This is a genomic window from Stenotrophomonas sp. C9D9 (genome assembly GCF_056491205.1).
This window is the reverse complement of the sequence record NZ_JBSZIF010000003.1, coordinates 520,377-542,426: the sequence shown is the minus strand read 5'-3', so window position 1 is coordinate 542,426 and position 22,050 is coordinate 520,377. Positions and strand designations below refer to the sequence as shown.

General features: G+C 65.5%; 16 protein-coding genes. 14 read left to right on the top strand and 2 right to left on the bottom strand.

Annotation, left to right across the window (positions count from 1 at the left end; genetic code table 11):
* Positions 1-198 precede the first annotated feature (198 nt).
* The 8 genes from ACXI0D_RS04450 (at position 199) to ACXI0D_RS04415 (ending at position 11,853) form a co-directional block, all read left to right on the top strand.
* Entirely contained in the window at positions 199-1,269 is a 1,071-nt protein-coding gene (locus tag ACXI0D_RS04450) for a hypothetical protein (RefSeq protein WP_101766017.1), read from the top strand.
* Positions 1,270-1,611: 342 nt separating this feature from the next.
* Positions 1,612-1,974: a NirD/YgiW/YdeI family stress tolerance protein gene (locus tag ACXI0D_RS04445; RefSeq protein ID WP_101766016.1), complete on the top strand. Its 363-nt coding sequence runs from the start codon at positions 1,612-1,614 to the stop codon at positions 1,972-1,974.
* A gap of 336 nt (positions 1,975-2,310) precedes the next feature.
* Positions 2,311-2,820: a CS1 type fimbrial major subunit gene (locus tag ACXI0D_RS04440; RefSeq protein ID WP_101766015.1), complete on the top strand. Its 510-nt coding sequence runs from the start codon at positions 2,311-2,313 to the stop codon at positions 2,818-2,820.
* Between the two features lie 51 nt (positions 2,821-2,871).
* Positions 2,872-5,604 carry a TcfC E-set like domain-containing protein gene (locus tag ACXI0D_RS04435; RefSeq protein ID WP_119006733.1) on the top strand — a complete coding sequence of 911 codons (2,733 nt, stop codon included), beginning with the start codon at positions 2,872-2,874 and terminating at the stop codon, positions 5,602-5,604.
* Positions 5,601-6,734, top strand: coding sequence for a CfaE/CblD family pilus tip adhesin (locus tag ACXI0D_RS04430; protein WP_479642353.1), 1,134 nt, complete (start codon positions 5,601-5,603; stop codon positions 6,732-6,734). Before ACXI0D_RS04435 ends, ACXI0D_RS04430 begins: the two co-directional genes overlap by 4 nt.
* Before the next feature lie 18 nt (positions 6,735-6,752).
* Positions 6,753-7,460: a pilus assembly protein gene (locus tag ACXI0D_RS04425; protein ID WP_119006731.1), complete on the top strand. Its 708-nt coding sequence runs from the start codon at positions 6,753-6,755 to the stop codon at positions 7,458-7,460.
* Positions 7,461-7,518: 58 nt separating this feature from the next.
* Complete coding sequence (locus tag ACXI0D_RS04420; RefSeq protein ID WP_479642352.1) at positions 7,519-11,040, top strand: ESPR-type extended signal peptide-containing protein; 3,522 nt, start codon at positions 7,519-7,521, stop codon at positions 11,038-11,040.
* Between the two features lie 69 nt (positions 11,041-11,109).
* Positions 11,110-11,853, top strand: coding sequence for a hypothetical protein (locus tag ACXI0D_RS04415; protein ID WP_119006730.1), 744 nt, complete (start codon positions 11,110-11,112; stop codon positions 11,851-11,853).
* A gap of 289 nt (positions 11,854-12,142) precedes the next feature.
* Here the strand turns inward: ACXI0D_RS04415 and ACXI0D_RS04410 are convergent, their stop codons facing one another.
* Complete coding sequence (locus ACXI0D_RS04410) at positions 12,143-12,787, bottom strand: hypothetical protein (protein WP_012511978.1); 645 nt, start codon at positions 12,785-12,787, stop codon at positions 12,143-12,145.
* Between the two features lie 283 nt (positions 12,788-13,070).
* Positions 13,071-15,494: a penicillin-binding protein 1A gene (locus ACXI0D_RS04405; protein ID WP_119006729.1), complete on the bottom strand. Its 2,424-nt coding sequence runs from the start codon at positions 15,492-15,494 to the stop codon at positions 13,071-13,073.
* A 219-nt stretch (positions 15,495-15,713) separates the two neighbouring features.
* On the opposite strand from ACXI0D_RS04405, the gene ACXI0D_RS04400 reads away from it, so the two are divergent.
* The 6 genes from ACXI0D_RS04400 to ACXI0D_RS04375 all read left to right on the top strand — a co-directional run bounded on the left by ACXI0D_RS04400 (position 15,714) and on the right by ACXI0D_RS04375 (position 22,045).
* On the top strand, positions 15,714-16,772 hold the full coding sequence (locus ACXI0D_RS04400) for a pilus assembly protein PilM (RefSeq protein ID WP_014038321.1): 1,059 nt from the start codon (positions 15,714-15,716) through the stop codon (positions 16,770-16,772).
* Positions 16,772-17,665, top strand: coding sequence for a PilN domain-containing protein (locus ACXI0D_RS04395; RefSeq protein ID WP_049442716.1), 894 nt, complete (start codon positions 16,772-16,774; stop codon positions 17,663-17,665). Before ACXI0D_RS04400 ends, ACXI0D_RS04395 begins: the two co-directional genes overlap by 1 nt.
* Entirely contained in the window at positions 17,662-18,318 is a 657-nt protein-coding gene (locus tag ACXI0D_RS04390; protein WP_005418916.1) for a type IV pilus inner membrane component PilO, read from the top strand. The genes ACXI0D_RS04395 and ACXI0D_RS04390 overlap by 4 nt, the downstream gene beginning before the upstream one ends.
* Positions 18,318-18,851 (top strand): pilus assembly protein PilP, encoded by a 534-nt coding sequence (locus tag ACXI0D_RS04385; RefSeq protein WP_005418914.1) that lies wholly within the window; start codon positions 18,318-18,320, stop codon positions 18,849-18,851. Before ACXI0D_RS04390 ends, ACXI0D_RS04385 begins: the two co-directional genes overlap by 1 nt.
* Before the next feature lie 21 nt (positions 18,852-18,872).
* Positions 18,873-20,846 carry a type IV pilus secretin PilQ gene (locus ACXI0D_RS04380; RefSeq protein WP_479642351.1) on the top strand — a complete coding sequence of 658 codons (1,974 nt, stop codon included), beginning with the start codon at positions 18,873-18,875 and terminating at the stop codon, positions 20,844-20,846.
* A 173-nt stretch (positions 20,847-21,019) separates the two neighbouring features.
* Positions 21,020-22,045 (top strand): AAA family ATPase, encoded by a 1,026-nt coding sequence (locus ACXI0D_RS04375; RefSeq protein WP_049442714.1) that lies wholly within the window; start codon positions 21,020-21,022, stop codon positions 22,043-22,045.
* Positions 22,046-22,050 lie beyond the last annotated feature (5 nt).

Genomic DNA, 22,050 nt, shown 5'->3' with positions numbered 1-22,050 from the left:
TCGGCGCCCGCGAAAAATCATCCACGCATGGCGTGGATCTACTACGGCCTTCCGCTTCCGGTAGGTGCCAACCTTGGTTGGCACGCTCTTCACCGCGGCAAGACCGCGTGATTCAAGGGTCTCGCCAGCTTCACAAGCGCTCGCGCAGCCTCAGGACGCCAGCTGCATCCGCAGCATCTGATCCGGAGCGTCCGTCCCATGAGTACCCGATTCGACCCACCCGAGCGCGGCCCGCTCGGCCCAGACGTCGCCACTGTTGTCACCGCCCCTGTCGTCGCCCCTCCCAGCGAAAGCGCCGTGTCCTGGGGCGCGATCTTCGCCGGTGCCGCCGCCGCCGCTGCACTCTCCCTCATCCTGCTGATTCTCGGCGTGGGCCTGGGGCTCTCCTCAGTGTCGCCGTGGTCGTTCGAAGGCGTCAGCAAGGAAACCTTCGGTTGGTCCAGCATCATCTGGCTCACCTTCACCGCGCTGGCGGCTTCGGGTCTGGGGGGCTATCTGGCCGGTCGCCTGCGTACCAAGTGGACGCAGATCCACGGCGATGAAACCTACTTCCGCGATACCGCGCATGGCTTCGTGTCGTGGGCGGTGGCCACGCTGCTCACCGCCGGTCTGCTCACGTCGGCCATCGGTGGGGTGCTGGGCACGGGCGCGAAGGTGGCAGGTGCCACGGCTGGTGCTGCAGTATCCACCGCCGGCGTTGCCGCAGCGGGCGCCGGTAGCGTTGCGGCGGCTGCGCCGGAAGGCGACCTCAACTACTGGGTGGACTCGCTGTTCCGCAGCGCCACCAGCGCAGGGCCGTCTGATCCTGCAACGCCGCCTCCGCCGGGTGCGCCGATGGATCCGAATGCCGCCCCGCCACCGCCGGTCGCAAGCGTCGACCCGCGCGACGCGCGCATGGCCGCACCGCCGCGTCCGATGCCGGGCAATGGCCCGGTGGCTGACCGCCGTGAAGTGCGTGCCGAGGTGAATCGCATCATCGTCAACAGTCTGCAGGGGGACGGCCTGGACCCGGCCGACACCCAGTACCTGTCCCAGCTGATCGCGCGCGAGACCGGCATGAGTCAGGCCGAAGCGCAGGCGCGCGTGACCGAGGTGCAGACGCGCATGCGTGCTGCACTGGAAAAAGCCAAGAACACCGCAAAGCAGGCGGCCGACGACGCCCGCAAGGCAGCAGCGTATGCCGCGCTGTGGCTGTTCATCACCCTGCTGATCGGCGCGTTCTTCGCCAGCCTCAGCGCCACCTGGGGCGGCCGCCGTCGCGACCTGTAACCCCCGTTCCATGCAAGGAGACCTGCCATGAAAATGATTCTGCTCTGGTTGTTGGGCGTGCCGATTCCGCTGCTGATCCTGTACGCGATCTTCTTCTGATCGCGCGCCAATGCGAGGTCCACGCATGCGTGGATGGCTATTTGTAGAGTCGAGCGGTGCTCGACTCCCGCGTGCAGCGCGGACAGCAGCCGAGCACAGGCTCGAATCTACAAAACCTTGCTTCAGGATCTGAACGAATTCTGACACTGAGTGTCGCTTTCACATCTTTTCGGATCTATTGCATAGGCGTCACATCCGGGGCGATAGAACCTGAGGGTACCTACCCAGCCATGGAGAACACCCATGAACCGACTGCTTGCCATTGCCCTCATTGCCACACCGTTGGCCCTGCTGAGCCCACAGGCCTTCGCGCAGTACACCGGTCCAGGTGCAGGAAGCGCTGCAAGTACCGTCGCCGATGCGCGCGCCCAGCGCGACGACCACCCGGTGGTGCTGCGAGGCACCCTGGTTGCCAAGCTTGGCCACGAGCGTTACCAGTTCCGCGACGCCAGTGGCCAGATCGAAGTGGAGATCGACGACGAAGACCTGCCGCCGCAGGCCATCGGTGCCGATACCGTGGTCGAGCTGCGTGGCAAGGTCGACACGCATCGGTTCAAGCCGACCGACATTGATGTTGATCACGTCACCGTGGCGCCCGCCGGTTGAGGATCGCTCGCAATTGCGACATGTAGAGTCGAGCCATGCTCGACTCACGCATGCAGCGCGAACCGCAGTCGAGCACGGCTCGACTCTACAAAAGCAAAGCAATGAGGTTTTTTGCATTTACCGGATGAGGGAAATTGCATAACCCTCAAACATTGAACGCCTTCAAGGATTCTCCTTAACGTTCAATGTTTTAGGAAAGCTTGAATGGCCTGCACAGCAAGGGATTTCTAACATTCTCTCCGTCGCCCGCACCCATCCCCGCGGGCGGCGCTTCCCTCCCTTTTCTCCTTGGGGAGGGGAGCTTTCATATTCCCCCTTGTCCGAGAGAGACAACCCATGCACGCCACTATCAAGAAGGCCGCGCTCGCTGCAGCGCTGGCCACGGCTTCGCTGTCCGCGCACGCCGTGGAAACCAAGATCTCCGTCTACGCCGACGTCGACCCGACCCTGGCCCTGCTGCGTGATGATGGCAGCGCGCTGCCCGATCTGATCACTCTGACTCATGACCCGATGCGCGGCCTGATTCCGGACACTCAGCGCGTTCGCATCCATACCAACGATCAGGACGCCGATATCGAAGCCAAGATCGGCGGCGCATTCGTGCTCGCCAATGGTGACGGCAAGGTCACCGTGCCGATGACGGTCAGCCTCAACGGTCGCGATCTGGGCCTCACCCCGATTGAGTACGCTGCCGCCGATCTGTTCACCGGTGCCGGCTCCACCCCGGGTGCGTCGATCTCGATGCCGCTGGTCATCTCACAGACCACCCCGGCCCCGATCGCCACCAAGGGTGCGTATACCGGCGTCGTCAACATCGTGTTGAACCAGAAGGCCACCACGCCGTAATTCCCGCGCCGGCCCGTACGCCGGGCCGGCTGCCTTACCCGCGGTACCCCCATGACATCACACGCCCCCGCCGTCACCCGGCTGGCGGTCGCGCTCGCCCTGGCGCTGGCAACGCCGCTGGTGGCCGCGCGCGGCGTCCCGCCCGGCTTCGAGGATCTGGTCGAAGGCCAGACCGAGCAACTCGATATCCAGCTGTTCGGCCGCTCGGCCGGGCTGTCGCCGGTGCGCGTGACCCTGGACCACGTGCAGCTGGAAGATCCAGCAAGCGTGCTGCAGTCACTCGACCTCCCGGCCGAGGCGCAGGCCGCACTGCTGCCCGCGTTGTCGCAGCCCATGCCGCGCAACAGCCATCTGGCCTGCCGCTTCGGTGGCGCCACCGCCGGCTGCGGCTATCTCGATCCGCCGGAAGACCCCGCCGCCGTGCGCGCGCTGTACGACGAAGGCGAGGGCGCAGTGCGCCTGTTCGTTGCCCGCCAGTGGATTCCCGGCAAGCCGGCCGCCGAGCGCTTCCACACCGTCAGCGCCAACGCCGAAAACGCGTTCCTGCACCAGCAGGTGATCAATGTGAGTGGCAGCCGCGACTACCAGACGCTGTCCGCGCGTGGCACCGGCGTGCTGGGCCTGTTCGATCGCGGGCATGTTTCCGCCGAATGGAACTTCAACCAGCAGCGCTATCGCAGCCGCGGCAGTGACAGCGCGTTCCAGTTCGACAACGTCTATTACCGCCATGACCTGGGGCAGGCGCACTACCTGCAGGCCGGGCGCATGGACCGCCGCAACCTGTCCAGCCCGCAGGGCGGCACTTTCAGTTTCAGCATGCTGCCGCTGGACCGCCTGCAGGGCCTGCGCGTGGGCACCACACAGGCCTATGTCGATTCCGACGCCGCCGTGCAGGCCACGCCGCTGACCGTGCTGCTGGCGCGCGATGCACGCGTGGATGCCTACGACGGCACGCGGCTGCTGCAGACCTCCTACCTGCAGGCCGGCATCAACCAGATCGACACCCGTAACTTCCCGTTCGGCAACTACACCATCACCCTGCGCATCTACGAAGACGGCGTGCTGGTGCGCAGCGAAGATGCGCCATTCGACAAGGGCGGGGACTGGACCAACAGCCAGTGGCAATGGTTCGTGCAGGGCGGCAAGCGCAACGAGCGCCGCAGTGACCGCTTCGATGGCGAACGCGTGGCCGTGGCCGGCATGCGCGTGCCGCTGGGCCGCGACGTGGCGATGGTGGCCGGCGCCGCCGACCTCGGCGGCTTCCGCTACGGCGAGCTGCGCGTGGACCTGCGCCGCGTGTACGCCACCCAGGAACTGCGCGCCAGTTTCGGCGGCATGCGCGGCAACGATGGCAGCACCGGCCAGCAGCACCAGCTGTCGTACCGCCGCACCGCGTCCTGGAACATCTACCAGCAGCGCATGCGCGGCAAGGCCTGCCAGTTCGAGGCCGACGCCCGCGACCAGCTGGGCTGCACCAACTCGCTCAGCGCTTCGATGGCGCTGCCGCTGGCTGGTGGCAGTGCCTATGTGGGCTACACGCGGCGCCAGACCTGGCGCGCAGGACGCATCCTGCCGGGCGCAGAAGACGATCCGCTGGCGGGGCTGGACCCGCTGCTGCCACCGCGGCCGCCATGGCAACCGCGCCGCGAGCCGCAGCTCAGTCGTACCTGGCAGGCCAGCTTCAGCCGCAGCCATCGCTGGCAGGATTTCAGTGTCTCCACCCGCGTGGGCGTGTGGCAGCAGCGCGCCAGCGACAGCCTGCGCGGCAGTGACCAGCGCGATCGTGGCATCTACTTCAACCTGAGTCTGACCCGCCTGCCGCGCGGCACCGCCGGCAGCGGCCAGCGCCGCTACAGCGTGGACGTGCGCCAGCCGCAGCACCAGCGCCCGGACATCAACTACAGCGTCGGCCACAGCCTGCGCCAGGACGTGGATGCGCAGTACCGCGAGCTGTCGGCCGAACTGCGCGCCAACAACAGTGACCGCTACAGCGCCACGCTCAGCGGCCAGCTTCAGAACAGCCTCGGCCAGAGTGGCGCCACGCTGGCGCACTACCAGCAGCGTGGCCGCAGCGAGACCGCCTACAGCGGCATGCACAGCTCCGGCTTCGCACTGGGCAAGCGCGGTTTCTATTGGAGCGGCAGCAACGGCGCCGACGCCGGCCTGGCCGTGCAGGTGGCCGACACCGACGACGTCGACCTGCGTGGCGTGGCGGCCGAACTGCAGGTGGGCGGCTTGCGCAGGCAACGCCTGCAGATTGGTGAGCGCCGGTTGCTGCCGCTGTCGTCGTATCAGTCGCACCGCGCCGAAGTACAGGACGCCAGCACGCTGGACAGCATCGCCGCCATCCGCGTGACCGGCGTGGGTGGCGCACGGCCGATGTTCCTCAGTCCTGGGCGGCTGATGCGCATGCCGGTGCCGATCGAGGTGACCTACACCTTCATCGGCAACGCCAAGGATCTTGCCGGAGCGCCGCTGGGTGGCGCCCGCATTCTCAATGCGCCGGTGCCCGGCACCAGCGCCAACGGCGGCTTCGTCGCCGATTTCCCGCGTCGCGAATCAACGCTGTACCTGCTGCAGGACGACCGCCTGCTGCATTGCCCGCTGCAGGTGCGCGAGCGCCGCCAGGTGGTGCTGCTGGTCGGCGCGGTGCATTGCGAGCCGCTGGCCGTGGCCCAGCTGCCGGCGGAGATCCGCCAGCAGGCCCGCGTGACCCGCCTGCTGCAGGAACGCGCGTTGATTGCCGCCACGCCCCAGACCGCTGCTGCAGGAGGAACGCCATGAACCGGCGTGTGTTGTTGGTGTTGATGCTGGTGTGTGCGCTGGTCGTGCTGGCGCCGAGGGCGTGGGCGCAGTGGCCGCCGGAGACGCATCCGGTGGATCAGAGCCGGGACATCGTGATGACCTGGGATCGCTCGGCGATGCCGGGTGATGTGGAGCTTTGGGCGCCGCGGACGGTGTTGGGATTCAGTCACGACCTGGCGATGAAGTATGGGCAGATCCATGTGGTTTGTGGGTCTGCTTCTGATAGTGAGTTTGGGAAGTGCCCTGTCGATGGTGAGCCGGGAGTGTCGCTTGGTAGTAGCAATGTCGATCTGCTGTTCGTGGAGCAGAGGACTGGCCTGCGCAGTGAACTTCGGGCTCAGGGATATTTGCAGAGAGTCATGTCGGATTGGATTTGCGCTGTCGACTACTGGGACACACTCAGAAGGCAGTTGAATGCGTCCTTTTGGTACATATGCAGTTCGGGTCAGCCAGTTGGCACAGGGGTGCATCTGGAGCTCCCAGCAACCGAGCTTTCCAGACTCGTTGCAGGCCACTGGAAGGCAACGATGCGCCTGAACATCAAAGCCGACCCAGCCGCAGCTCCGGCAGCCACCGCCGTCTTCAACTTCGACTTCACCGTCACCGACTACGACGCCATTTCGATTTACTTCCCCGGTTTCGACGGCGTTGCACCCCTGGTCAATATGGACCTGCGCTACGACCCCATCCGCAAGGTCGTCGCCGGGCGCAAGGACGTGGACATGTGCCTGTACGACGGCGTGGGTTCGCAGAGCGAGTTCCTCGGCGTCACCGTGCGCGACAGCGGGCCACGCCCACCGCCTGGGCGTGACTTCGCGGTCTGGCATCAGGACGGCGGCAGCGACGATACCCAGCGCCTCGACTACCAGGTCGGCCTGAACTACGGCGGCAACCTGCTGGCCATGAAGCACGGTGAGGAACAGCTGCTGCGCGGCATCGACAGCGCACAGCTGCGCATGGTGCTGCTGCCCGGCATCAGCCAATCCGTGTACTGCGTGCCCACGCCACTGACGCTGGAAACACCGCCCACGCCCATCGCCAGCAAGCGCCCAGGTCTGTACGAGGGCGAGCTGACGGTAGAGCTGCGCGTGCCGACCGCCAAACCCTGATCCCCACCGAGGCCCATCATGAAGAAGCTGCTGTTCTGCCTGTTGCCGTTGAGCGCACTGCTGGCCCCGCCGGCACAGGCCAATCTGTCCATTCATCCGATGCGTGCAGCGGTGGACGCCAAGCACGGCACGAAGATTCGCGTGTACTCGCAATCCACCCAACCGCAGTACGTGCAGGCGCGGCTGCTGCGTATCGACAATCCGGCACAGCCGGGTGAGGAAGAGATCGAAGTGGAAGCTGCCGATGCGGCGATTGCCATCACGCCTGGCAAGTTCGCACTCAGCGGTGGTGGCAATCGCCTGATCCGGGTGATTCCGCTGCAGACGGTGGAGAAAGAGGCGGCCTACCGCATCTACTTCGAGGGCGTGAAGGGCCCTGACGGCACGATCCTGGAAGGCGATGAGCAGGCGGCGCAGGCCAACGTCGGCGTCAGCCTGGTCTGGGGCGCGCTGGTGAACGTAGTGCCCGCCAAAGGCAGCGTGGATCTGCAACTGCAGGGCAACACCCTGCGCAACACCGGCACGCTGCGTGTGGGCATCACCGGTGCTGCCGAGTGCAACGCCGGTGGCGTGTGCACGCCGCTTGAGTTGTCCAGAAGTCTCTACCCCGACGCTGCGCTGACCTTGCCGTTCCAACTCCAGCCGGGCAGCACCCTGCAGCTGCAGTACCGACTGTCGAACGACAGCTATCGCGATCACGTAACGACCCTGGCGCCAAGCGCCTGACCTTCATCGCCCCGCGCAAGCGCGGGGCTTCATTTCCCTTGTCCTGTTAAGGAAAAAAATGAATCACATCTATCGTCGTATCTGGAATCACGCCAAGCAATGCTGGGTGGTTGGTAGTGAACTGAGTTCTGCGCGCGGAAAACGGGCGAGTGGTCGAGCCACCGCGCATGGGTTGATTGTGCTGTCGGTGATTGGTCTGGTGCCAGCGGGCGTTGCTGCCAGTGAGGTGCAGGAACAGGTGGAAGAGCGGGAATACGCGAAATCACTAGGCCTCCGTAACACGGAAGCCAAGGATATCGTCAGCGTAGCCGTTCCTTTCTCTAGCGCGCTCGGCACTATGTCCGTCTCGCCGCTTTCAGCACAGATGTCCTCACAATACCTTCAGCTCGCCATTGTTTCCGATACCAACTATCGCGATTCGACTATAAGTGGAAACCACATGCTGGTCCTTGGTTCTCGCTCTTCGCTACGAGGGAACTACTCCGTGGGTTACGGAAGCGCGATAAGTACCAGCGGTGAATACAATACTGCGGTTGGCTACAATGCCGTGATAGGCAATGGCTACAGTACAGCGATTGGTGCTCGGGCCCAGACGAGCGGGATCGGCGCTACTGCGCTGGGTAACAACGCACTCGCCATGCAAACCAATTCAGTGGCGATTGGCAGCGGCTCCTACGCTAGTTCGTCCAATTCGATTGCTATCGGTGCCAATTCTGTTGCCGATAGTAGCTATACCGTCTCGGTGGGGAACAGCACTACAAAGCGAAAGATCGTGAATGTCGCCGCAGGCAATACTTCATATGGAAGCTCTGATGCGGTAACCGGTGGGCAGCTATACGAAACCAATCAAGCCGTTAGCTCGGTGAGGAATACTGCGAATTCGGCCTACTCAACCGCAAGTACGGCCCAGATTACGGCCAATACGGCGAGGACCAATGCCGACAGCGCGCTGAGCAAGGCGAACACGCTGGGTGGACTACTGAGCCAAGCATCCACGTCTGGGAATGTCCGCCTGGGCGGCGGCAACAGCGGTGCCGTTCTGGACGTCCGCAACAGCGCTAACGCCAACCGCAAGATCACCGGCGTGGCTGATGCCACGCTCAGCGCCACAAGCACTGAGGCCGTTTCGGGCAAGCAGCTCAACGCCACCAACAGCAACCTCACGGCCGCACGATCCGTCGCTGACTCCGCGAAGGTCAACGCGGATAGTGCGTTGTCGAAAGCCAACACGCTCACTGGGCTGCTGAGTCAGGCGTCCGCCTCGGGCAACGTCCGTGTGGGTGCAAGCAATAGCGGCACCGTACTGGACGTCCGCAACAATGCAAACGCCAGCCGCAAGATTACGGGCGTGGCAGATGCCGTGCTCAGTGCCACAAGCACTGAGGCCGTATCTGGCAAGCAGCTCAATGCTACCAACAGCAATGTCACGACCGCCCGATCCGTTGCTGACACCGCGAAGACCAATGCAGACAGTGCGCTGACCAAAGCCAACACTCTCTCCGGGCTTCTGAGCCAGACCTCTGCCTCGGGCAATGTCCGGCTGGGCGAGAAAAACAGCGGCACCGTACTGGACGTGCGGAACAGCGCCAATGCGAGCCGCAAGATCACCGGTGTTGTCGATGCTGCGTTGTCCAGCACCAGCACCGATGCGGTGACGGGCCGGCAGCTCAATGCCACCAACAGCAACGTCAGCACCGCACTGAGTGACGCCAGCGCAGCCAAGACTACTGCGAACACCGCTCTGACCCAGGTGGGAACACTCAACGGGCTGCTCAGCCAGGGCAGTGCCAGCGGTAATGTCCGGATCGGTGAGAAGAACAGCGGCACCGTTCTGGATGTGCGCAACAGCGCAAGCGTGAATCGGAAGCTGACTGGCGTGGCTGATGGAGTGGTCAGCGCCAGCAGCTATGAGGCCGTCAATGGTAGGCAGCTCAATGCCACCAATGACAAGGTGGCGATGGTGGAGGGCATTGCCAAGTCTGCGGGAGCGGAAGCTGCCGCGGCAAAGACGGATGCAGCCAAGGCGCTGGCCGAGACAGCAGTGCTGGGCGGGCTGGTGGCGCAGGTGTCTGCGTCTGGCAGCGTGCGTCTGGGTGAGAAGAACAGCGGTACGACGTTGGATGTGCGCAACAGCGTCAATGCCAATAGGAAGATTAGTGGTGTGGCGGATGGATTGTTGAACGCAAGCAGCAATGAAGCTGTGTCTGGGAAGCAGCTGTACTCAACCAATTCGCGAGTATTGGCTCTGGAGGGCGTAAGTCAATTTGTGAGTATTGGTGTGGCCCCCTCCAGCGAACGTGCTGATGCCGGGCCAGTTGGCGTTGCCTTAGGTAATTCGGCTAAAACGGGGAGCGAAGGTGGGACCGCAGTGGGAACGCACGCGAAGTCACTGGGCAGGAATTCGGTGGCAGTTGGGCGTGCTTCAACCGTGCATGAAGGTTCCGAAAATGGCTTCGCCCTCGGGGTTGGGGCCGAGGTTGGCATTGCGGAAGGTGGTGCGAGGGGAGGGGTTGCGATTGGCGCTGGAGCCAAGGTTGGGAAAGGGGCAGATGGCTCACTGGCGATTGGTGAAGGCTCGCAAGCCAATGAGGCTGGAGTTGCATCATTTGGAAGTGCAACTGCTTATCGCCGCCTAGTGAACGTTGCTCGAGGCACCGCCGACCACAATGCCACCACTGTCTCCCAGCTCAAGGATTCCCTCGCCACCCTTGGCGGCGGTGCCGGTCTGGACGGCAACGGAAGCATCATCGCCCCGACCTACGCGGTGCAGGGCGGAACGCAGAACACTGTCGAAGATGCGCTGATGGCACTCGATGGCGCCGTCATCACCGCCGGCCGCCGTGCAGACAAGGTAGAAAGTCAGCTCAGCTCGATCTTCCAGGATTCACCCTCGGCCCGTGCCGACGGCATGAGCCAGATCGCGCTGAATGGCGTGAACGGCATGGTGCTGACCAATCTTGCCGACGGCCGAGTGGCGCCAGGAAGCCGTGATGCGGTCAACGGTGGCCAGCTGCATTCGATGCAGCAGCAGCTCAACGGCCGCATGGATGGGCTGGAGCAGCGCATCGACGATGCCCCGCCGCCGCGTGCACTGGCGTCGTCCTCGGTACCGAAGCCACAGGCCGAAGACACCCCTGTGGTACCGGAAGGCAAGGACTCCCAGCAGGTCGCCTCGGTAGGCGAGGGTGACAAGCCCACACCGCAGCCGAAGGCCAACAAGGACGACTCACCCAAGCCGCAGGTGGACACCGCCGAGCTGGAGAAGATGCTGGCTCGCGCCAACGAGTACACCGATGGAGCGATCAGCAACTTCGAGCGCCGCCTGGACAAGATGGACAAGCGCTTCAACCGCATGGCGGCGATGAGCAGTGCACAGACGGCGATGGCGATGAACACTGCCGGCCTGGCCACCTACAACCGCCTCGGTGCGGGCGTGGGCTACAGCGAGGGTGAGTCGGCCATGGCGGTGGGCTACCAGCGTGTGCTCAACGAGAAGGGCTCAGCCACCTTCAGCCTCAATGGGGCGTTCACCAACAGCGGTGAGCGCAGCATGGGCGTGGGTGTGGGCATCGGCTGGTAAGCCATGGAGCCCTGGCGTGACGCGCGTAATCCACCCCGTCGCGCCGGGGTCCTTGCCGAGGAGATGGCAATGTATGGTTGGGTAAGCAGATTCATCAGCTACCGCACGTTCTATCTGTGGCGGGCGCGGTACTTCTACTACACCCGCAATCTGGACAGCTGGGTGCTGTTCACCCTGCTGTGCCTGACCGGCATGGTGCTGGTGCTCTGGTACCACTGGCGGGTGGTGAGCGTCCCGCCGCCGCGCGTGCACCCGGAGGTGGCAGCGCTGCGCGTGGAGAACATCACCGGCGAGGCGATCCATCGCATCGTGCTGGTGCAGCATGGCGGCACCACACCCGGCGAGCCGTTCACCACGCCGGAAGAAGTCCGGGCCGGTACGCTGCGCACGATGCGGGTACGGGAGCTGCTGGACAGTGGGATGGTGTGGCAGCTGAAAGCCCATATGCTGGCCGACATGGCGGCGTACATCGAGGCCACGGGAAGCTGCTTCCCGTACCCGTGCTGGCAGCTGAAGCATCGGCTGTCACTGCTCCGCGCAGCGCAGGCGGAAAACACGGCCATCAACGAGGCGCTGGCGCCGGTGCTGGAGGTACCGCTGGACAGGATGCCCAACCTCAACGGGGGGGAGCGCGCGCGGATACAGACGGCCTGGTCCGACACGTTCGGCGACGTCTACAACCAGACCTGGCTGTTGGCTGATCTGCAGGACATGCACGCCCGGATGATGGTGGAGTACCCACGGCGCGCGGGTGCGCCGTGGCTGGCACGCTTGCTGACTGGCGATGCAAAGGAGCCCCATGAGCTCCGGTAGGCAGCGCAAGCGCGCGCACCAGTAGAGTCGAGCCGCGCCGAAGGATCTGTGGGCGCACTCCTGATGAACGCATCGCCATGCGCGCGGAACCTGCCGCCGGGCCCAGGGCATGATTCGCGCTCGACTGCCCTCCGGCCAGACATCCGGACACCTGAAACACCGTGCGGACCAGCGGTCCGCACCTACCAAAGGCAAGAGCCATGCTCGACTGCTCTTCGGTCAGGTATCCGGACGCCTGAAGCACCGTGCGGACCAACGGTCCGCACCCACCAAAAGAACGGCGCTACCGTCACCCGCCGATGTACGCGGTGATCTCCGCCTCGGCCAGCACCTGCCGCAGCTGCGCCACGGACGCGCGCCGCATCGGCTTCTCATCCACCGGTGACAGCGGCGCCTGGCGCAGGGCGTCGTACGGCAACACCGCCAGGTCGAAGGTCAGCTCTTCGGCACTGAATACCCACACCGGCACGTCCAGGCAGCGCTCGCGGTCCATGCGCAGGCGACGCGTCCGCGACTCGGCGGGAATGCCGTGTTCGTCCAGGAAGCGGTGCACGGCCTCCGGGTCGTCGCTGTGCAGGTGCAGCTGCACGGGGCTGTTGGCGTCGGCGGTGCCATCCAGCACGGGACCGGCCAGGCGCGGCGCGAAGCCGTGCAGGAACTCCAGCGCGCGCATCGCGGCTTCGCGGCGGCGCTGCAGTTCGTTGCCATGCTGGGGCCCGGAGAACAGCCGCTGGTACTCGCGCAGGGCGTCCTCGATCTCGGTATTGCGGGGCAGGGAGGCATCATCGTGGATGCCGAGCCGGCTGGCGGCCTTCAACTTGGCCTGGTGGTAGTCGCGGATGCCGCCTTCGGCCATCAGGCGGGCGGCTTCGTGGGCGAGGCGGTGGCGCCGCTCGCGGGTCTGGCTGGCAGCATGCTGACGGGCGCGATGCATGCGATGACTCCCTGTTGCGACCTGGCTACAGACTAGCGCACGGATGTGACATCTGCGTGGGTATGGCGGATGCAACCGCTTTGGTGGGTGCCGACCTTGGTCGGCACGGGGCGCCAATCAAGGTTGGCGGCTACCAGGGGCAGCGTCGATGCCAACCCACGGTTGGCACCCACCAACGCTTCGGTAGGTGCCGACCTTGGTCGGCACGAGGCGCCAACCAAGGTTGGCAGCTACCAGAGCCGCGTTGGCGCCAACCGACGGTTGGCACCCATCAAACCGTTCCTCAGAAGATATCGAACGCGGCGGCGTCGGCCTGCGGCGTATTGAGGTTCAGGTCGTAGTCGGTCAGGCGATCCATGTCTTCCACCTTCACCCACTCGGTCGCGCCGTTGAGGGTGGCCTGGACCATGCCGCTGGGCGGGTCGTTCTGCGCGATCGGGGTGTCCTTCAGCGCGGTGCGCATGTAGTCGATCCAGATCGGCAGGGCGGCCTTGCCACCGTATTCGCGGTAACCCAGCGAGCGGAAGTCGTCGCGGCCCACCCACACGGTGGTCACGTACGGGCCGCCGAAGCCGGAGAACCAGGCGTCGCGGTGGTCGTTGGTGGAGCCGGTCTTGCCGCCCACGTCCTCGCGGCCGAGCACCTTGGCCTGGACGCCGGTACCGCGCTGGACCACGTCGCGCATCATCGACACCAGCTGGTAGGCAGTGCGGGCATCGATCGCGCGCGGGGCGGTGCGGGCATCCGGGTTGGCCGGTGCCGCCGGGGTTTCGACCTTGGCTTCGGCCTTGGCCGCGGCGGCCGGGTCCACCTTCGGGGCCGGGGCGCCGAAGTTGAAGCCGTCCACCACCTGGTTGACCGGCTGGTCGCTGCTGCCGGCGCAGTCGCGGCAGGCCAGTGCCGGGTTTTCCTTGAACACCAGGTTGCCGTCGCGGTCGTTGACCTGGTCGATCAGCCAGGTATCCACGCGCGAACCGCCATTGGCGAACACGGCGTAGCCACGCGCCACTGACAGCGGGGTCAGCGAGGCGGTGCCCAGCGACATCGACAGGTTCGGCGGCAGCTCCGATTCGGCAAAGCCAAATTCGCTGATGTACTTGCGCGCGTAGTCCACGCCCATGCCATCGAGCAGGCGCACCGAGACCAGGTTGCGCGACTGCACCAGCGCTTCGCGCAGGCGCATCGGGCCGCGGAAACCACCGCCGTCGTTCTGCGGGGCCCAGGTCTTGCCGCGGCGGTCGCGGAACACGACCGGGGCGTCGAGCACGATCGAGGCCGGGTTGTAGCCCTTGTCGAAGGCGGCTGCGTACACGAACGGCTTGAAGCTCGAACCCGGCTGGCGACGGGCCTGGGTGGCGCGGTTGAACTTGTTGCCGGAGAAGCTGAAGCCACCCACCAGCGCCTTCAACGCGCCGTTGTGGGCATCCAGCGAGACCAGTGCCGACTGGCCACGCGGAATCTGGTCCAGCAGCCACTCACCTTCCTTGGCGCCGGCGCGCACGCGCACGATGTCACCGCGCTGCACCAGCTTGCCCGGGGTCTTGTTGGTCCACTTGGCGGCACCGGCCGGCAGCACGATCTCGGTACGGTTGGCCAGCACCACAGTAGCGCTGCCGTCGGCACCGGTGCTGGCGACGATCGCCGGCAGCAGGCCGGCCTGGCCGAACATGCCACGCAGGTGCTCGGCGAGGGCGGCGGTGTCGTCACCGGCACCCAGCTGCACCTGCTTCTCCACGCCGTGCCAGCCGTGGCGGTGGTCGTACAGCAGGAGGCCGTCGCGCACCGACTGGTTCGCGGCGGTCTGCAGGGTGGAGTCGATCGTGGTGGTGACGTGATAACCCTTGTTGACCACGTCGCCGCCGAAGCGGGCGATCATTTCCTGGCGGACCAGCTCGGCCACGTAGGGCGCATCGACCTGCACCGGCGGCTCATGCGCGGTGGCGTGCATCGGCACGGCCTTGGCCGCGTCGGCCTCGGCCTGGCTGACGAACTTCAGGTCGGCCATGCGCTGCAGCACGTAGTTGTCGCGGCGCTGGCGGGCACGTTCCGGGTTGGAGATCGGGTTGCCCGACGAGGGGAACTTGGGGATGCCGGCCAGCGAGGCCATCTCGTCCAGGTCCAGCTCGTTCAGCTTCTTGCCGTAATAGAACTCGGCGGCAGCGGCCACGCCGTAGGCGCGGTTGCCGAAGAAACTCTTGTTCAGGTACAGCTCGAAGATCTCGTCCTTGCTCAGCTCGGACTCGATCTTCCGCGCCAGCAGGATCTCGGCCAGCTTGCGGGTGTAGCTGTACTCGGAACTGAGGAAGAACTGGCGGGCGACCTGCTGGGTGATGGTGGAACCACCCGGCACGCGCTTGTCGTTGGTGGTGGCCAGCAGCCAGACCGCACGGCCGATGCCCATGTAGTCCACGCCGCCGTGCTCGTAGAAGCGGGCGTCCTCGGTCGCCAGGAAGGCCTGCTTCAGCTTTTCCGGCACGTCCTTCATGGTGATCGGGGTACGCCGGGTCTCGCCGAACACCGCCATCAGCTTGCCGTCGGCAGCATAGACGTACATCGGCTCCTGCATTTCCACGTCGCGCAGGGTCTGCACGTCGGGAAGCTTGGAGGAAACGGCATAGTACAGACCGCCCACGGCGGCCGCGCCGATCAGCGCCAGGACCAGGACAATCAGGAAGATCCAGCGCAGCCAGCGGCGGAGTCGAGTCATCGGGTTCAGATTCCGATTGCGAATTTCGTGGTCGCAGAGTATAGATTACGCAAGGTGGCGGCTGGGGTCGGCACCGGGGAGCGCAAGGGGAATTGCCAGGGGCTGCATCGTGAATCCGTGAGGGATTTCACAGCAGGGCGGTTGCCATTTGCTAAGAATACGTTATTAATGCGCGGACGCAGCTCTTGCGTCCAAGTGCCCGTCGGCAGGGGAGAAACCGTGGGGCTCATCCCAAAAAGTCAGTCGCCGCTTGTTGGCGTCGACATCAGTTCGACTGCGGTAAAGCTTTTGCAGCTGTCCCGCAGCGGCAATCGTTTCCGCGTGGAACATTACGCTGTGGAACCTCTTCCGCCGAATGCGGTGGTGGAGAAGAACATCGTTGAAGTGGAGGCCGTGGGTGAGGCCATCCGCCGGGCGATGAACCGTTCAGGCAGCAAGGCCAAGTTGGCCGCTGCCGCCGTCGCGGGGTCGGCGGTGATCACCAAGGTGATCCCGATGCCGGCCGATCTCGACGAAAACGACATGGAAGCCCAGATCGAGCTGGAAGCGGTCAACTACATTCCGTATCCGATCGAGGAAGTGAACCTGGACTTCGAGGTGATCGGGTCGATCCCGAACAACCCGGAGATGGTCCAGGTGCTGCTGGCCGCGTCGCGTTCGGAGAATGTCGAGCTGCGCCAGTCCGCGCTGGAACTCGGTGGCCTGCAGGCCAAGGTGATGGACGTGGAGGCCTTCGCGGTCGAGAACGCCTACGCTCTGGTCGCCAGCGAGCTGCCGGTGTCCATCGACGGCGTGGTCGCGCTGGTCGACATCGGCGCCACCATGACCACCCTCAATGTCCTGCGCGGCGGCCGTAGCCTCTACAGCCGTGAGCAGGTGTTCGGTGGCAAGCAGCTGACCGACGAGATCATGCGCCGCTACGGCCTGAGCTACGAGGAAGCCGGGCTGGCCAAGCGCCAGGGCGGCCTGCCGGAAAGCTACGAGATGGAAGTGCTGGAGCCGTTCAAGGAAGCCACGGTCCAGCAGATCAGCCGCCTGCTGCAGTTCTTCTATGCAGGCAGCGAATTCAACCGCGTCGATCACATCGTGCTGGCCGGCGGCTGCGCCGTGCTCGGTGGCCTGCCGGAGATGGTCGAGGAACAGCTGGGCGTGCCGACCGTGGTCGCCAACCCGCTGGCGCAGATGACCCTGGGGCCGAAGGTGAACGCGCATGCGTTGGCCCAGGATGCCCCCGCGCTGATGATCGCGACCGGTCTGGCGCTGAGGAGCTTCGACTGATGGCACGCATCAATCTATTGCCCTGGCGCGCCGAGCGGCGCAAGCAACGCCAGCGCGAGTTCTACGCAATGCTGGGCATGGCCGCTGTCGGTGGCCTGCTGCTGTCGCTGATGATCTGGTTCTATTACGACCGCCAGGTGAGCGGCCAGATGGACCGCAACGCCTATCTGGAAGCCGAGATCGAGAAGGTCAAGGAACAGAACAAGGAGATCGATCGTCTCGACGCGCAGAAGGAACGCCTGCTGGCCCGCAAGAAGGTGATCGAGGAACTGCAGGCCAAGCGCTCGCAGATGGTCCACCTGTTCGACGCGCTGGTGCGCACCATCCCCGACGGCGTGGTGCTGACTGCGCTGAAGCAGGAAGGGGATGTGCTGACGCTGGAAGGCCGCACCCAGTCCAACGCCCGCGTTTCGGCCTACATGCGCAACCTTGAGACCTCCGGCTGGATGACCAACCCGGAGCTGTCGATCATCGAAGCGCGTGACCCGGAGAAGGACAAGGACGGCAAGGCCGGCCCGCTGGCCGACATCAAGGCGCTGCCCTACGTGTTCGTGGTCAAGGTGAAGCTGCCGGCACAGAGCGAAGAGGTTTCGGCGACGCCGGGCCTGAACGCCGATGGCTCGGTGGCGACGGCTGCTCCGGCACCGGTGGCTCCGTTGGCCGCAGGTCCGGATACCGCGACGCCTGCGGCTCCGGCAGCGGGCCAGCCGGCAGCGGCTCCCGCCGCACCGGCCGCTGCACCGTCGGCCACTCCGACCACTCCGGCCAAGCCCAACCAGCCGGCCGCACCGGCCGCCGCGCCGGCCCCGGCACCTGCCCCGAAGCCTGAGGGCAGCCGCTTGGCGCAGCCGCCGCAGGCCTTCAATGCGCTGCTGCAGGGGGACCGCGCATGAGCCAGAAGATCGACATCAAGAACCTGGATTTCAACGACATCGGCAACTGGCCGCAGAAGGCCAAGATCGTCTTCTGCTCGTTGCTGGCACTGGTCATCATGTTCGTGGCGTGGATGCTGCTGATCAGCGGCAAGCGCGAGGAACTGGCCGGCCTGGAATCGAAGGAAGTCGAGCTGCGCACCGAGTTCACCAAGCAGCAGGAACGCGCGGTGAACCTGGGGCCGCTGAAGCAGCAGCTGGCGCAGATGGAGCAGGTGCTGCAGCAGATGCTGCGGCAGCTGCCGAGCAAGACCGAAATGCCCGACCTGATCATCGACATCTCGCAGACCGCGCTGTCCAGCGGCCTGACCAACGAGCTGTTCGAGCCGGAGCAGGAGCAGATCAAGGAGTTCTACGCCGAGAAGCCGATCAAGCTGCGCATGGTGGGCAGTTACCACCAGTTCGGCGCGTTCGTCAGTGGCGTGGCCTCGTTGCCGCGGGTGGTGATCCTGACCATGCATGACATCAACCTCAAGCCCAAGGAAAAGACCGGCGGCAACGTCCGCAGCGGTGCACTGGAACTGTCCGGTACGGTCAAGACCTACCGCTACCTGGACGAGACCGAGGTGCAGGCGCAGCAGGCGGCCGACGCTGGCAAGGAGGGCAAGAAGTGATGCGCGCGCAGACCGTACGTGGTGCGATGGTGCTGGCTGTGCTGCTGCTGGCCGGTTGCGGCCGTGGCGTGACCAGCACGCCTGGCGACGCACCTAACCTTGAGAAGTGGGTGGAAGGCGAGCGTGCGCGACCGGCGCAGCCGCTGGAGCCGCTGCCGGTGATGCAGCAGTTCGAGACCTTTGAATACTCCGCGCAGGGCATGCGCGATCCGTTCACCGATGCCTGGACCAATCCGCAGCAGGGGAATGGCGGATTGCGACCGGACCCGAACCGGCGCAAGGAGCCGTTGGAAGGCTTCCCGCTGGATGCGCTGGACATGGTCGGCACCATCGGCACCGGTGCAGGCACCGTGGCGCTGGTGATGGGGCCGGACAAGGTCACCTACCGGGTTCGCCCGGGTGGTTACCTGGGGCAGAGCGACGGGCGGGTCACGGCGGTCTTCGAAGACCGCGTGGAGCTGATTGAACTGGTGCCGGATGGCGCGGGTGGCTGGTTGGAACGGCCGGCAACGCTCTCGCTTGAAGATCAATGATCGTTTACTGGGGATAGCACGATGACCTTTCACCAAGCCAAGGGGCTGCGTCCCATCCGGCGCTCTACCTTGAACCGTGTCAGCGCGCTGGGAGTCGCGCTGATGCTGGCCTGCGCTCCGGCGCTGGCTGCCGCACCGGCGGAAAAGCCGGTGGGCGCCACCGTGGCACCGGCCGCCGCGCCGGCTGGCCTGTCGGTGGCCAAGATCGATTTCAAGCGTGGCGATGACGGTGCCGGGCGCCTGATCGTGCAGTTCGACGGGCAGGGCGCGATCCCTGACCTGCGCACGCAGGGCAACAGCGTGGTGGTCGACGTCGGCAATGCCCGACTGCCGGCCAACCTGCAGAAGCCGATGAACGTCACCGACTTCGCCACGCCGGTGCAGCGCATCGACGCCAAGCCGTCCGGTGCCGGCACCCAGCTGGTGCTGAGCACTGGTGGCGCGGTGGAATCGCTGGCCTACCAGAGCGGCAACGAGTACGTGGTCGAGATCAGCCCGCGGCAGGCCCAGGCCGCCGTCGGCGCGGTCACCGCCGGCAGCGTTACCCAGGCGGCCAAGGCCGTCGGCCAGCGCGGCTTCACCGGCAAGCCGGTGACCTTCAACTTCCAGGACGTGCCGGTGCGCACCGTGCTGCAGTTGATCGCCGAGGAGTCCAACCTGAACGTGGTTGCGTCCGACTCGGTGCAGGGCAATGTGACCCTGCGCCTGGTCAATGTGCCGTGGGACCAGGCGCTGGACATCGTCCTGCGCGCAAAGGGCCTGGACAAGCGTCGCGACGGCAGCGTGATCTGGGTGGCTCCGCAGGCTGAACTGGCCAAGTTCGAGCAGGAGAAGGAAGACGCGCGCATCGCCATCGAGAACCGCGAAGACCTGCAGACCGACTACATCCAGATCAACTACCACAGCGCCACGCAGATCTTCAAAGCGCTGACCGAGGCCAAGGGCATCGGCGGCAGTGGCGGTGGTGGTGGCGGCGGTGGTGGTGGTGGTTCCTCCTCGCAGGAAGACAGTGGCTTCCTGTCCTCGCGCGGCCGCATCGTGGCCGACGAGCGCACCAACACGCTGATGATCAGCGACATCCCGAAGAAGATCGCGCGCATGCGCGAGCTGATCAACGTGATCGACCGCCCGGTCGACCAGGTGCTGATCGAAAGCCGCATCGTCATCGCCACCGATACCTTCGCCCGTGAGCTGGGCGCGAAGTTCGGTGTCAGCGGCAGCCGTGACAACGTGTACTTCAGCGGCAGCCTGGATGCCAATGCCAAGACCCGCGAGTCGCAGGTCACGACCGACCTGGCCAATGCCAAGGCCGAGCGTGACTGGGAAGCCGGTGGCCGGGTCGGCCCGCCGCCGGTGAAATCCGGCTCGGCGATCACCCGTGGCCTGAACTGGAACCTGCCGGTGGCCGCCGCCAGCAACCCGGGTTCGCTGGCACTGTCGATCCTCAATGCCGGTTACCTGCTGGACGTGGAGCTTTCGGCCATGCAGCAGGAGTCGCGAGGCGAGGTGATCTCCAACCCGCGCGTGGTCACCACCAATCAGCGCGAAGCGATGATCAAGCAGGGCAAGGAAATCGGCTATGTCACCATCAGCGGTGGTACCGCTGGCGGCGTGGCGACGCCGAACGTGCAGTTCAAGGAAGTGGTGCTGGAGCTGAAGGTCACCCCGACCATCACCAACGACAACCGCGTGTTCCTCAACATGCAGGTGAAGAAGGACGAAGTCGACCAGTTGATCCAGCTGGAAGGCTACGGCACCGTGCCGTCGATCAACCGCCGCGAAGTCAACACCGCGGTGCTGGTCGAGGATGGGCAGACCGTGGTGATCGGTGGCGTCTACGAGTTCACCGATCGCAACAGCATCAGCAAGGTGCCGTTCCTGGGCGACGTGCCCTTCCTGGGCAACCTGTTCAAGAAGCGCGGCCGCAACAAGGACAAGGCCGAGCTGCTGGTGTTCGTCACCCCGAAGGTGCTGCGCGTGGCCAAGCAGAACTGAGCCCGCGCCACCCGCGAAACGAAGAAGGGCCGCCATGCGCGGCCCTTCTTCGTTTCCACAAGTAGATCCACGCCATGCGTGGATGGGCCGTTCAGCCGTTCTTGATGCCAATCGCAAGGCACCCTGCGATGATGTCGGGAACCCGTGCCGTCCTGCGCCGGTCAAAGGCCCCCATGAACCTGCCACCGCCGATGCCCGAAACTGTCTCGCCGCCGCCCGCGCCGGCAACCTCCCGCCTGCATGCGGCGTTCACCCAGTTGCGCGATGCGTTGTCGGCCGAGATCGTCGGCCAGGCGGCACTGGTCGAACGCCTGCTGATCGCGCTGCTGGCCGACGGCCACCTGCTGGTGGAGGGCGCGCCGGGCCTGGCCAAGACCACGGCGATCCGTGCACTGGCCTCGCGCCTGGAAGCGGACTTTGCCCGCGTGCAGTTCACCCCGGACCTGCTGCCGGCCGATCTGACCGGCACCGAGATCTGGCGCCCGCAGGAGGGCCGCTTCGAGTTCGTGCCCGGCCCGATCTTCCACCCGATCCTGCTGGCCGACGAGATCAACCGCGCGCCGGCCAAGGTGCAGTCGGCGCTGCTGGAAGCCATGGGCGAGCGCCAGGTCACCGTTGGCCGCCATACCTATGCGCTGCCGCCGCTGTTCCTGGTGATGGCCACGCAGAACCCGATCGAGCAGGAAGGCACCTTCCCGCTGCCGGAAGCGCAGCTGGACCGCTTCCTGATGCATGTGCGCATCGGGTACCCGGACCAGGCGGCCGAATCGGAAATCCTGCGGCTGGCCCGCGAGCGCGCCCGTGGCGCGTTGGGCGAGGCCGCGCCGGCGCCCGAAAAGATGCCGATGCAGGACGTGTTCGACGCCCGCCGCGAAGTGCTGGACCTGCACATGGCGCCGGCGCTGGAGCGCTACCTGATCGAACTGGTGCTGGCCTCGCGCGATCCATCGCGCTACGACGCCGGCCTCGGCCGTCGCATCGCCTGGGGGGCCAGCCCGCGTGGCTCCATCGCACTGGAACGCTGCGCACGTGCGCGCGCCTGGCTGGCCGGCCGCGACTTCGTCACCCCCGATGATGTGCGTGCGGTGGCCGCCGACGTACTGCGCCATCGCGTGCTGCCCAGCTATGAAGCCACCGCCGAGGGCTGGGACGGCGAGCGCCTGGTGCAGGAGCTGCTGGCCCGGGTGCCGGCACCCTGAGCCTG